Source organism: Martinezella sp. CNPSo 3795, from assembly GCF_057784475.1.
Genome location: NZ_JBXSOQ010000003.1, coordinates 736,223 through 749,412, shown reverse-complemented (window position 1 = coordinate 749,412; position 13,190 = coordinate 736,223). Strand labels below are relative to the sequence as shown.

Here is a 13,190-nt window from a genome sequence, read left to right as displayed (position 1 = left end):
ACTTTCCCTGGAATTGCTCTAATCCCTGCGATCCGGACCGTAGCCCGCCAGGAAGACGCGGACGGCGCCGCGCACGACATAGTCGATCTCTTCCTTCGACGGCGGCTGCTCCATGTCGCCGAAGAGCCGCAGCTTGAAATAGCCGCCGCTGGCCATTTCCAGGAAATGGCGGGCAGCCATGTCAAAGTCGTCGATCTTGAGATGGCCCGCGGCAACCTGCCGCTCAAGGAAGCCGCGCAGCACCGTGCGCAGATTTTCGGGGCCGGTGAAGAAGCGTTGACAGAGTGAAGGCATGCGTTCGCGCACGCCGATGACCGTGCGCATTGCGCTGATGGTCTTATCCGAGGTGACGTGCGTGACGAAGACGATGCCGAAATCATAAAGCGAGGTCGTGACATCCGCTTCGTCTGAAAGGGCATTGCGCACAAGGTTGACGAAATGGGTGCGCTCGCTCTCCATCATGGCGGCGAACAGATCTTCCTTGTTGGCGAAATAGACGTAAAGAGTGCCCTTGGAAACGCCCGCCTCGCGGGTGACATCGTTCATGCTCGCCGCATCGAAGCCCATTTTCATAAAGACACGCTTGGCGCCTTCGAGAATCTGATGACGCTTGGCAGGGTCCTCGCCGGCTGCCCAGCGCCCTCCGGAGCCCGGCGCAGGCGCGTTCAATACGGCGGCATTTTGGGATTCGTGTTTCATCGGCTCTTTCACTGTCTCCTTTACGCGATACTCGATCACTTTTTCTGAATCTTAAACAGATTCGCGAAATAAATCGAACCGCTCAGTTCGATATCTCTTGATATGGCGTGAGAAAGGCTCTATGTCAATTGAACCGAACCGTTCGGTTCGATTATTTTGCCAGATTTTCGGTGGTAGGGAAATGTCGTCAAGTCATGGAAACAATGTAGCGCGCATCGTGAACGAGCCCGCTGATGCAGAAGTGGAAGCCCGGGAAACCGGTGCGCCTGCCGAGGCTCCAGCGGCCGAAACGCGCAGCAACCCTGCCCCCGCCCAGGCTGCGCCTGCTGCTCCGGCCCCTGCGGCCCCACCGCCATCGGAGAAGAAGCGGCGCAGCCTGGTTTTTCCGATCATCATCGTCGCGGCTCTCGCAGCCGGTGGCTGGTATGGCTATGACTGGTGGACGAACGGCCGCTTCATGGTCTCCACCGATGACGCCTATATCGGCGGCGACATCGCCACCATATCGCCGAAGGTAACGGGCTATGTCGCCAAGGTAAACGTCGTGGCCAACCAGCAGGTCAAGGCCGGCGACGTGCTCGCAACGCTCGACGACGGCGACTACAAGCTTGCGCTCGGCCAGGCTCAGGCCTCGCTCGACACCGAGCAGCTTTCACTCCATACCATCGATGCACAGATCGCTGCCGGCCAGGCAGCCCTTGCCCAGTCGCAGGCGCAGAAGGTTGCCCTGGAAGCCACGGTCCGCGGCGCCCAGATTACCCAGACGCGCGCTGCTGAACTGCAGTCGAAGTCGGTCGGCACCACGGCCGCTTTGGACAGCGCCAATATCGCGCTGGATCAGGCCAAGGCCAATCTGGTCGGCGGCGACGCCGCCATCGCATCCGCACAGGCCAACATCAACCTGCTGCAGGCCCAGCGCCGTCAGGCCGAAAGCACGATCAAGGGTCTCGAAGCCGCCCGTGACAAGGCTGCCCGCGACCTGTCCTTCACCGTGCTGAAGGCGCCTTATGACGGTATCGTCGGCAATCGCTCGGTGCAGGAAGGCGATCTCGTCTCCCCCGGTCAGAAGCTGATGGCGATCGTACCGACCAAGCAGCTCTATATCGATGCGAATTTCAAGGAAACGCAGATCCAGCATCTGGTTCCCGGCTCCAAGGTCAATGTTCACGTCGATGCTTTCAGCGATCATCCGATCGTCGGCACCGTAGAATCGATCTCGCCGGCCTCCGGCTCAGTCTTCTCGCTGCTGCCTCCGGAAAACGCGACAGGTAACTTCACCAAGATCATCCAACGCGTGCCTGTCCGTATCGCATTGCCGCAGGACGCGCTCAATACCGGCCGTCTGCGCGCAGGCCTCAGCGTCGTCGTCGACGTCGATACCCGCACGGCGCCGGACAAGTAAACGATCAAGCTCGGGAGAGACGAAATGTCGTCCGCCAGCACTACAGCCGGGTCGCCCCCACGCGCGGCCGGCCCCGCCGCGCCTACGGCTGATCATATCGAGCCGAGAAAGCTCATCGCCTTCCTGGCGATGGTGCTCGGCATGTTCATGTCGATCCTCGACATTCAGATCGTCTCCGCCTCGCTCAGCGAAATCCAGGCCGGCCTCAGCGCCGGCTCGGATGAAATCGGCTGGGTGCAGACCGCTTACCTGATCGCCGAAGTCATCATGATCCCCCTATCGGGAACGCTGGCGCGCATCATTTCGACGCGCTATCTGTTCGCGATCTCGGCCGCCGGCTTTACCATATCGAGCGCACTTGCCGCGACCGCCACCAATATCGATCAGATGATCATCTACCGCGCCCTGCAGGGCTTCATCGGCGGCGGCATGATCCCCTCGGTCTTTGCGGCAGCTTTCACCATCTTTCCGCCGTCCAAGCGCAACGTCGTCTCGCCGATCATCGGCCTGATCGCCACGCTCGCGCCGACGATCGGCCCGACCGTCGGCGGCTATCTGTCCAATGCCTTCTCCTGGCACTGGCTGTTCCTGGTCAACATTCCGCCGGGCATCATTGTCGCCATCGTCACCTGGAATTTTATCGACTTCGACAAGCCCGAGCTGTCGCTGATGAAGAAGTTCGACTGGTGGGGACTGATTTCGATGGGTGTTTTCCTCGGCGCGCTGGAATATGTGCTTGAGGAAGGCAATACGAATGATTGGTTCAACGACAATTACATCGTTGCGGGTGCCATCGCATCCGCTGTCGGCGCCGTGATTTTCTTTTACCGCGCCTTCACGGTCGAATTCCCCGTGGTCGATCTCAGAGCTTTCACGAACAAGAACTTCTCCTTCGGGTCGATGTTCTCCTTCGTCATGGGCATTGGCCTCTATGGCCTCACCTATATCTATCCGCTCTATCTCGCGCGCATTCGCGGCTACGATTCGCTGCAGATCGGTGAGACGATGTTTGTCTCCGGCCTCACCATGTTCTTCACGGCGCCGCTGGCCGGCTTCCTGTCGAGCAAGGTCGACCTGCGCATCCTGATGATCATCGGCTTCACCAGTTTCTCGGCCGGTACCTACATCATGATGCACCTGACGGTGGACTGGGATTTCTGGGAGTTGCTCATCCCGCAGATCCTGCGCGGTTTCGGTCTGATGCTCTGCATGGTGCCGATCAACAATATCGCGCTCGGAACCATGCCGCCCGCCCGTATGCGCGGTGCATCAGGCCTGTTCAATCTCACGCGTAATCTCGGCGGAGCCGTCGGTCTTGCGATCATCAACACGCTTCTGACGAACCGGCAGGACCAGCATTATTTCAACCTTCGCGACCATGTTCATTGGGGCAGCCATGCCGCCGTTACCCAATTGAACAACATGGCCGCCAGCTTCAATGCAGCGGGCTTGGACGGTGATCAGGCCGCCCTGAAGCAAATGGTCAATATGGCGACGCGGCAGGCGGTCGTGATGTCCTTCGGGGATATTTTCCTGATGCTGACCGTGCTGTTTCTCGCGATGATCCTCGGCGTTCTGATGCTCAGCAAGCCGAATGCGGCGGGCGGCGGCGGTGGTGGCGGAGGCCACTAATCCGGCTCTTGATAATGCTCCCAAGGCATGGCCCCTCCTCGGAGGGGCCTTTTTCATTTGGGGGTCGTTTGGAAAAATTCACCGGCCCGAAATTTTTGATTTACGTACATCAAAAATCGCAGTAAGGGTTTCCGCAGGAGGAACCCATGAGACCGACCGTGCATGACATCGCCGCTGCTGCGGGCGTCAGCCTCGCCACGGTGGACCGAGTCCTCAACCAGCGGCCAGGCGTGCGGCTGGTGACGCGGGAGAAGGTGGAAGCCGCTATCCGGCAGATCGGCTATATCCGCGATGTCGCTGCTGCCAACTTGGCCAAGAGCCGTGTCTATCCTCTTGTTTTTATTGTGCCGACCGGCGATAATTCCTTCATGCATGGGCTGCGATTCGAGGTGCATCAGGCAACCTTGCGGGCCAGCATAGAGCGCACCGATATCCGCATCGTCGAGGTGCCGCCGTTCGATGTGCCGGCGCTGGTTACGGCGCTGGACGCCTTGCAGGGGCAGGATATCGCCGGCGTCGCTCTCGTGGCGACCGATGCGCCGGAAGTGCGAGCCGCCGTCGACCGTCTCGTCTCGGAGCGTATTCCTGTCATTACGCTGGTCTCGGATCTCACTGATTCCTGCAGGCATCACTATGCGGGAATCGACAATATCGCCGCCGGACGGACCGCCGCGCGGCTGCTCGGGCGCTTCCTTGGCGGTCGTGAAGGCGATCTTACCGTTCTCGCCGGCTCGATGCTGGTGCGCGACCATCGCGAGCGCCTGCAGGGCTTTTCTGCCGTGATGGCAGAAGAGTTTCCCAAGCTGCGGCTGCTGCCTGTGCTGGAAGGACGTGACGATCCCGAACAGGCCCGATCGCTCGTTTCAAAGGCGCTCTCCGCAAATAAGAGTATCATCGGCATCTACAGCCTCGGTGCCGGCAACCGTGGTCTGATTGCGGCCCTGAAAGCCGTGCGGCCCGAGCGTGAGCTGACGGTGGTCGTGCATGAGCTGACGCAGCATACCCGGGCGGCGCTGTTGGACGGCACGATCGATGCCGTCCTCAATCAGGATGCCGGCCATGAAGTCCGCAGCGCTATCCGCGTCATGAAGGCAACAGCCGATGGCCAGGCCGTCATTGCCGATCAGGAGCGCATACGGCTCGACATTTTCTTGAAGGATAATCTGCCCTGAGCATTCGAACGCGGCAGAGCATAGGGAGTAATATCTGATGTATTTGGGTCTCGATCTCGGAACCTCCGGCGTCAAAGCGATGCTGATCGACGGCAATCAGAAGATCATCGGCTCCGCCAATGGCGGGCTTGACGTGTCGCGCCCGCATCCCGGCTGGTCCGAGCAGGAGCCGGCCCATTGGATTCGCGCGACGGAAGAAGCAGTTGCGGGGCTGAAGGCTGCGCATCCGAAGGAGCTGGCGGCTGTGCGCGGCATCGGCCTTTCCGGCCAGATGCATGGCGCGACGCTGCTCGACGCCGATGATAAGGTGCTGCGCCCCTGCATCCTCTGGAACGATACCCGTAGCTACCAGGAAGCCGCCGCCCTCGACGCCGATCCACGTTTCCGCGCGCTGACCGGCAATATCGTCTTCCCCGGCTTTACAGCACCGAAGCTCGCCTGGGTCGCCAAGCATGAGCCGGAGATTTTCGCTAGAGTGCGTTGGGTGCTGTTGCCGAAGGATTATCTGCGCCTTTGGCTGACGGGCGAGCACATGTCGGAAATGTCCGACTCCGCCGGCACGTCCTGGCTCGATACCGGCAAACGCAAATGGTCGTCCGAGCTGTTGGCGGCGACCAATCTCGATGAGAAGCAGATGCCGACGCTGGTCGAAGGCACTGAGGTCGCCGGCAAGCTGCGTGGCGAGCTGGCCTCGAAATGGGGCATTGCCGGCGATGTCGTCGTTGCCGGCGGGGCAGGCGACAATGCGGCCTCGGCCTGCGGCATGGGTACGGTGAGCCACGGCGCTGCTTTCGTTTCGCTCGGCACGTCTGGCGTGCTCTTTGCCGCCAACGGTTCCTATCTGCCGAAGCCGGAAAGCGCCGTGCATGCGTTCTGCCACGCACTGCCGAATACCTGGCATCAGATGGGCGTCATCCTCTCGGCAACCGATGCACTGAACTGGCATTCGCATGTGACGGGCAAATCCGCTGCCGAACTCACCACAGAGCTTGGTGAGACGCTGAAGGCGCCGACCAGCGTTACTTTCCTTCCCTATCTCTCGGGCGAGCGCACGCCGCACAACGACGCTACCATCCGCGGCGCCTTCATCGGTCTCGGCCATGAAAGCGGCCGCGCCGTGCTGACGCAAGCCGTGCTCGAAGGCGTGTCCTTCGCCATTCGCGACAATCTGGAAGCGCTGCGTTCGGCCGGCACCGACATCGCGCGCGTGACCGCAATCGGCGGTGGCTCGCGGTCGCGCTACTGGCTGGCCTCGATCGCGACTGCGCTCGGCGTTCCCGTCGACCTGCCGGCGGATGGGGATTTCGGCGCGGCTTTCGGTGCTGCGCGTCTCGGCCTGATTGCCGCCACCGGCGCCGATCCGGTCGCCGTCTGCACCCCACCGCAGACGGCCGGTACGATCGATCCCGTGGCGTCGCTGACGGATGCTTATGCGGATGCCTACAAGCGTTATCGGGCGGTTTATCCGGCGATCAAGCCGCTGAGCGTGGTTTGAAGGCAACCCCCTCACCCTAGCCCTCTCCCCGAGCGGGGAGGGGACGACGAAGTTTATTGCGCTCACCCATACCTTCTCCCCTCGGGGAGAAGGTGGCCCGAAGGGTCGGATGAGGGGCATCAAAGTGACAAAACAATATCGAAACACCAACCCAAGGAGATGAGACATGAGCACCGGATTTTTTGGTGACATCAGCAAGGTAAAATACGAAGGCCCGGACAGCACCAATCCGCTGGCCTTCCGCTATTACAACAAGGACGAAGTCGTTGCCGGCAAGCGCATGGAAGACCATCTGCGTTTCGCCGTCGCCTACTGGCACACCTTCACCTGGCCGGGCGGCGATCCCTTCGGCGGCCAGACCTTCCTGCGCCCCTGGTTCAACGAGACGATGGAAGCCGCCAAGCTGAAGGCCGATGTCGCCTTCGAATTCTTCACGCTGCTCGGCGCTCCCTATTACTGCTTCCACGATGCCGACGTGCGTCCGGAAGGCAAGAATTTCGCCGAGAACACCAGGAACCTCAACGAGATCGTCGACTACTTCGCCAAGAAGCAGGCCGATACCGGCGTAAAGCTGCTCTGGGGCACGGCAAACCTCTTTTCCAACCGCCGCTTCATGTCGGGCGCTGCGACCAATCCGGATCCGGATGTCTTCGCCTTCTCGGCTGCGACCGTGAAGACCTGCATGGACGCCACGCACAAGCTCAATGGCGAAAACTATGTTCTCTGGGGCGGCCGCGAAGGTTATGAGACGCTGCTCAACACCGACCTGAAGCGCGAAATGGACCAGATGGGTCGTTTCCTCAATCTCGTCGTCGAATACAAGCACAAGATCGGCTTCAAGGGCACGATCCTCATCGAGCCGAAGCCGCAGGAGCCGACCAAGCATCAGTATGACTACGATGTCGCCACGGTCTACGGCTTCCTCAAGAAGTACGGCCTGGAAAACGAAGTGAAGGTCAATATCGAGCAGGGTCATGCGATCCTTGCCGGTCATTCCTTCGAGCACGAACTGGCGCTTGCCAATGCGCTCGGCATCTTCGGTTCGATCGACATGAACCGCAACGATTATCAGTCCGGCTGGGATACCGACCAATTCCCGAACAACGTTCCGGAAATGACGCTGGCCTATTACCAGGTTCTGGCAGGCGGCGGGTTCAAGACCGGCGGCACGAACTTCGACGCCAAGCTGCGCCGTCAGTCGCTCGACCCGGAAGATCTGCTCATCGGCCACATCGGCGGCATGGATTGCTGCGCTCGCGGCCTGAAGGCGGCAGCCAAGATGATCGAGGACAAGGCGCTCTCCAAGCCGCTCGCCGACCGTTACGCCGGCTGGGATTCGGCCGAGGGCCAGAAGCTGCTGCGCGGCGAATATTCGCTCGACCAGATCGCCCAGTGGGTCGAAACCAAGGACGTCAACCCGCAGCCGAAGTCCGGCAAGCAGGAACTGCTGGAAAACATCGTCAATCGCTACGTTTGATCGATGCGTCCGGGAGGCGATCTTCATCGCCTCCCGGATTATCGCCTGAAGGCGCGGCTGGAAATGGCTATGGGATTCCCTGAGGGGTCCTTGGCATTGGCGAAAACATAGCCGTCGGCCTGATGCAAGGGGCCGAACTCCAGCCCCTCTTCAGCACACTTAGCGTGGAAAGCTTCGACATGCTCGACGTCGAAGACCAGCTTGACCAGCACCTGGCCCATTTTCTGCGCCTTACCCGCCGGATGGATCATCAGATTGGCACCGCATCCTGCGCGAGCAGTTCAACAATCCGATCGCCCTCCAGGCGGAGTGGCTTGAATCCGAAATGCTTCTCGTAAAAGCTGATCGTCGCTTCGACATCGCGGACATAGAGGGTGATTCTGCCAAGCGGCATCGTTGCGACTGCCTAGCGCCGACTGCGCGGCGGAGCTCCGACCGAGTTCCGCACGATCAGATCCGGCCGCAGCAGGATCTCCGTCTCGGCCGGCTCGCCATCCGAAAGCAGTTCCAGCAGAAGCGCCATCGCATGCTTGCCGATGGCGGTGCGGGGTTGCCGGATCGTCGTCAGCGACGGCGTCATGAAGACGGCCTGCGGCACGTCGTCGAAGCCGGTTACCGAAAAATCCTCGGGGATATCGTAGCCGCGTGCCTTCAGGCCGATCATCACGCCGATCGCGGTCTGGTCGTTGACACACATGAAGGCCGTCGGGAGCGTGTCTCGCATGAAGAGCTGCTCGACGGAGAGTCGCCCGCTCTCGATGGTGCCGTCGCCGTCCAAGACGATGCGCAGGTCCTGTCCGATGCCGGCCGCATCCAGTCCGGCCTCGTAACCCATGCGCCGGCGGCTATAGGCGAGGCGGGTGCGGGAATCGCCGATGAAGGCGATCTTGCGATGGCCCTCGGCAATCAGGAGGTCCACGGCCTTGCGCGCGCCGGCAATATCGTCGACGCCGACATAAGGGATGCCGCCGTTGAAGACCGGTTCGAAGACACCGACGCTCGGCGGCAACCGCGCTGTCATCGTCTGATGTCCGAAGGGCAGGATGCCGGTGAAGAGGATCAATCCCGCCGCCTGGTTGGAGTTCAGGAACTTCAGATATTCCAGGCCGCGCTGGGCATCGTTCTGCGTGTGGCCGATCAGGATGCCATAGCCATGCGCGCGCGCCTCGTTTTCCAGACCGATCAAAATATTCGAGAAATTGGGATCGCCGATATCGGGCGCCACGACGAGAATCATGTTCGAGCGGCCGAGTCTCAGGCTGCGCGCCATGGCATTGGTAGTATAACCGGTAACGGCGATAGCCTGATTGACTTTCAGCCGCGTCGAATTGGCGACTTTCTCCGGAGTATGGATGGCCCGCGAAACCGTTGCTATCGAAACATTGGCAATTCGGGCGACGTCTTCGATAGTTGCGGGCGTGGAATTCGACACTGCGCTCTGCCTTGGGGTCTCGTCTCGGGCTGGAGACTACACAGACTTACGTGGAGGTCAAAGGTAACCGCGAAATTTTGTACGATATCCAATGATGTAAACCTTTACACGATGTATGTAAAGGTTTACATACCGTGGAAAGCGGGTGGGACCGCAGGGAGGATTCAATGAGTTCGGAAGCCGTCGACGGTGCGGTCGTGCTGTCTGCGAGAGGGATTTCCAAGTCCTTTAACGGCGTGCAGGTGCTGTTCAGCGTCAACTTCGATCTTCGGGCCGGCGAAATCCATGCGCTGATGGGCGAAAACGGCGCCGGCAAGTCGACGCTGGTAAAAGTTCTCTCCGGTTTCGAGCAGCCGACCTCGGGCGAAATCCTCCTCGATGGCAAGCCGGTAAAGCTGCCGCCGAACGGCGCCGCGGAGGCGCTCGGCATCGTCATCATCCATCAGGAATTCAATCTTGCGGAACATCTGACCGTCACCGAGAGTCTATTTCTTGGCCGCGAAGTCACGCGCTTCGGCGTGCTCGACCGCAAGCTCATGCGCGCGGAAACGCGGCGCGTGCTCGACCTTCTCGGCTCGCATGTCGACGAGAACGCCATCATCAGCACACTCTCCATCGCCGACAAGCAGATGGTGGAAATTGCCAAGGCGATCAGCCGCGATGCGCGCATCGTCTTCATGGACGAGCCGACAGCTGTTCTCTCGCGCGAGGAGACCAATTTCCTGTTCAAGCAGGTGCGCAAGCTGCGTGACCAGGGAACGAGCTTCGTCTTCGTCTCCCATAAGCTCGATGAGGTCATGGAACTGACGGATCGGGTCACGGTGCTGCGTGACGGCCAATGGGTGAAGACATCGCCGACCTCGCTGCTCGATGGCGAATCGATCGCCCAGCTAATGGTCGGGCGCGAGCTTTCCAGTCTTTATCCGGCCAAGAACGAGCCGGATGTCGACGAGAAGGTGGTGCTCAGCGTCAGCTCGGTTTCGACGGGCTATGTCCACGATGCGAGCTTCGAGCTGCGCAAGGGTGAGATATTGGGCTTTTCCGGCATGATCGGCTCTGGGCGTACCGAGCTGATGGAAGCGATCGTCGGTCTGCGCTCGCGTGTCTCCGGCGAGGTCGTCGCCAACGGCCAAACGGTGCCGCCGCATGACGTGCATACGGCCATCGATGCCGGGCTCGCCTATATGACCAAGGACCGCAAGTCGAAGGGTCTGCTCCTGAATTCGGGCATGATCGTAAATCTAACCCTGCAGTCGCTCGACCGGCATGGCAAGTTCGGCTATCTGAGCGCCTCCAGCGAGGCCGATGCGCTGGCGAGGGCGCGCCGCCGTTTCGATATACGCGTTCGTGACGGAAACATCGTTGCCGGCCGCATGTCCGGCGGCAACCAGCAGAAGCTGCTTCTGGCGAAGATTATGGAGACCGAGCCGCAGATCATCATCATCGACGAGCCGACGCGCGGCATCGATGTGGGTACGAAGCAGCAGATCTATCATTTCATTTCCGCGCTGGCGCGCGACGGTCATTCGATCATCGTGATCTCTTCGGAAATGCCCGAGGTCATCGGGCTTTGCACACGGGTTGCCGTGATGCGCGAGGGCCGGATCGTCGGCGTGCTCGAAGGCGAAGAGATCACCGAGCAGGAAATCATGCGTTATGCGGCGGGCCTGAAGAAAAAGACGGCTGCCTGAAGGGCGGCGGCGGAGCAAGGCGAATTCCCAGCAATCATGGGACGGGAGGTTGGTTTTGGTTATGAGCGTGGGTGAAGACAGCAGCGGCAAGACAGGCCGGCGGGGGCGCTCCTGGCGGGATGTCGATCTTAGGGCCGTGGCGCCGTTTGCAGCCTTGGTGCTGCTTCTGATCGTGGGCGCGCTGGTCAATCCGAACTTCATCGGCATTACCAATCTCACCAATGTTGCGACGAGATGCGCCTTCATCGCCATCATCGCGGTTGGTGCCACCTTCGTCATTTCGGCCGGCGATCTCGATCTGTCTGTCGGCGCGATGGTTGCCTTCGTTGCGAGCCTGATGATCCTCCTGATGAATTCGGGTGTCATCGCCGATCCCGCCCTGATGCTGGCGGCGGCAATATTGTTTTCAGTCGTTACGGGTGTGCTCTGCGGCCTCGCCAACGGGCTGATCACGACCGTTGGCAAGATCGAGCCTTTCATTGCGACGCTCGGCACCATGGGTGTCTATCGCGGTTTGACGACCTGGCTGTCGCAGGGTGGTGCGATCACCTTGCGTCCGGCCAATCTGCAGGCGCTCTACAAGCCCGCCTATTATGGCACCGTGTTTGGTGTGCCGGTGCCGATCGTGGTCATTCTTGTCGTCACCGGCATTGCGGCCTTCATTCTCTACCGCACCCGCTATGGGCGGCATGTTATCGCCGTCGGTTCCAATCGCGACGTTGCGCGCTATTCCGGCGTGGCGGTCAATCGCGTGCGCACCGTCGCCTTTGTCATCCAAGGCCTGTGCGTGTCGATCGCCGTGCTTCTCTATGTGCCGCGGCTTGGTTCGACGTCGGCGACGACGGGCAGTCTCTGGGAGCTGCAGGCGATCACCGCGGTCGTCGTCGGCGGCACGGCGCTGAAGGGCGGAGCGGGCAGGGTATGGGGCACGATCTGTGGCGCCTTCATCCTGGAGCTCGTCGGCAACATCATGCTGCTTTCCAATTTCATCAGCGAGTATCTGCTGAACGCCATCCAGGGCGCGATCATCATCATCGCCATGCTGGTTCAGCGTTCACTCGCCCGCAAATAGCGAATAGCCGGGTCAGGGGGCGCCCGGTTCTTGGTGACAAGGCCCTGTCTCTATCTGGGAGGAAGAAATATGCGAAAGAGACTCATAGGCTTGGCTGTCGTGATGGCGGCTCTGGCCGGCACGGTCCATGCCGAGGACAAGAAGGTGACGATCGGCGTTTCCATTCCGGCCGCCGACCACGGCTGGACCTCGGGCGTGGTCTTCCATGCCGAGCGCGTCGCCAAGCTCTTGATGGCGGAGCATCCGGGGCTGAACGTCATCGTCAAGACCTCGCCTGACGCGGCGAGCCAGGCAAACGCCGTGCAGGACCTTGAAACACAGGGTATCGATGCGCTCGTCATCCTGCCGTCGGATCCCGATCCGCTCGTCAATGCCATCAAGGAAGTCAAGGACAAGGGCAAGTTCGTGGCGCTCGTCGACCGTGCGCCGAGCAACAACGACAATTCCGTACGTGACCTCTATGTCGCCGGCAACAATCCGGCGCTCGGCCAGGTCGCGGGCGAATACATCAAGGCCAACACGCCGGATGCCCAGGTCGTCGTCATCCGCGGCCTGCCGATCCCGATCGATCAGCAGCGCCAGGACGGCTTCGACAAGGGCATTGCCGGCTCGAACGTCAAGGTTCTTGACCGCCAGTATGGCAACTGGAACCGAGACGACGCCTTCAAGGTCATGCAGGACTACCTCACCAAGTTCCCGAAGATCGACGTCGTCTGGTGCCAGGATGACGACATGGCCGTCGGCGTTCTGCAGGCAATCGAGCAGGCCAAGCGTACCGATATCAAGTATATCATCGCCGGCGCCGGCTCGAAGGACATGATCAAGAAGGTCATGGATGGCGACAAGCTGATCCCGGTCGACGTGCTCTATCCGCCGGCAATGGTCGGCACGGCCATGGAGCTGACAGCCGCCAATTTCTACGATCAGGTTCCGGTTCGCGGCAACTACATCCTGGATGCGACGCTCGTCACCAAGGACAATGCCAAGGACTTCTACTTCCCCGATTCACCGTTCTGATCGGTTCCTCGGTTCATCTTCAAGGGCGCCCGCCGGTTTCGGCGGGCGTTTTTTAAGTGTTCCATCAGCCCTCGTTTTGTGGCGGATGGAAATTTTGCGGC

The 13,190-nt window shown here is 60.7% G+C and carries 10 protein-coding genes and 1 pseudogene; 8 read left to right on the top strand and 3 right to left on the bottom strand.

Annotation, left to right across the window (positions count from 1 at the left end; genetic code table 11):
* Positions 1-18 precede the first annotated feature (18 nt).
* A complete protein-coding gene (locus AC13QY_RS13315; RefSeq protein WP_113354877.1) occupies positions 19-699 on the bottom strand; it encodes a TetR/AcrR family transcriptional regulator in 681 nt (226 codons plus the stop codon).
* Between the two features lie 181 nt (positions 700-880).
* Here AC13QY_RS13315 and AC13QY_RS13310 point away from each other — a divergent pair, with 181 nt between their 5' ends.
* The 5 genes from AC13QY_RS13310 (at position 881) to xylA (ending at position 7,877) form a co-directional block, all read left to right on the top strand.
* A complete protein-coding gene (locus tag AC13QY_RS13310) occupies positions 881-2,101 on the top strand; it encodes an HlyD family secretion protein (RefSeq protein ID WP_113330562.1) in 1,221 nt (406 codons plus the stop codon).
* 24 nt (positions 2,102-2,125) lie between these two features.
* Entirely contained in the window at positions 2,126-3,733 is a 1,608-nt protein-coding gene (locus tag AC13QY_RS13305; RefSeq protein ID WP_488493576.1) for a DHA2 family efflux MFS transporter permease subunit, read from the top strand.
* 146 nt (positions 3,734-3,879) lie between these two features.
* Positions 3,880-4,905, top strand: a complete 1,026-nt coding sequence (locus tag AC13QY_RS13300) for a LacI family DNA-binding transcriptional regulator (RefSeq protein WP_488493575.1) — start codon at positions 3,880-3,882, stop codon at positions 4,903-4,905.
* A gap of 37 nt (positions 4,906-4,942) precedes the next feature.
* Entirely contained in the window at positions 4,943-6,400 is a 1,458-nt protein-coding gene (gene xylB, locus AC13QY_RS13295) for a xylulokinase (RefSeq protein WP_488493574.1), read from the top strand.
* Between the two features lie 166 nt (positions 6,401-6,566).
* Positions 6,567-7,877, top strand: coding sequence for a xylose isomerase (gene xylA, locus AC13QY_RS13290; protein WP_113354892.1), 1,311 nt, complete (start codon positions 6,567-6,569; stop codon positions 7,875-7,877).
* 38 nt (positions 7,878-7,915) lie between these two features.
* Here the strand turns inward: xylA and AC13QY_RS13285 are convergent.
* Together AC13QY_RS13285 and AC13QY_RS13280 are read right to left on the bottom strand one after the other, a co-directional pair.
* Positions 7,916-8,271, bottom strand: a pseudogene (locus AC13QY_RS13285) (VOC family protein).
* 12 nt (positions 8,272-8,283) lie between these two features.
* Complete coding sequence (locus tag AC13QY_RS13280; RefSeq protein WP_113330556.1) at positions 8,284-9,309, bottom strand: LacI family DNA-binding transcriptional regulator; 1,026 nt, start codon at positions 9,307-9,309, stop codon at positions 8,284-8,286.
* 167 nt (positions 9,310-9,476) lie between these two features.
* On the opposite strand from AC13QY_RS13280, the gene AC13QY_RS13275 reads away from it, so the two are divergent.
* The 3 genes from AC13QY_RS13275 (at position 9,477) to AC13QY_RS13265 (ending at position 13,089) form a co-directional block, all read left to right on the top strand.
* Positions 9,477-11,000 (top strand): sugar ABC transporter ATP-binding protein, encoded by a 1,524-nt coding sequence (locus AC13QY_RS13275; protein WP_488493573.1) that lies wholly within the window; start codon positions 9,477-9,479, stop codon positions 10,998-11,000.
* 61 nt (positions 11,001-11,061) lie between these two features.
* The gene (locus AC13QY_RS13270) at positions 11,062-12,072 is read left to right on the top strand and encodes an ABC transporter permease (protein ID WP_488493572.1); all 1,011 of its coding nucleotides are present in this window, start codon (positions 11,062-11,064) and stop codon (positions 12,070-12,072) included.
* Positions 12,073-12,141: 69 nt separating this feature from the next.
* On the top strand, positions 12,142-13,089 hold the full coding sequence (locus tag AC13QY_RS13265; RefSeq protein ID WP_069616012.1) for a substrate-binding domain-containing protein: 948 nt from the start codon (positions 12,142-12,144) through the stop codon (positions 13,087-13,089).
* Positions 13,090-13,190: the final 101 nt, after the last annotated feature.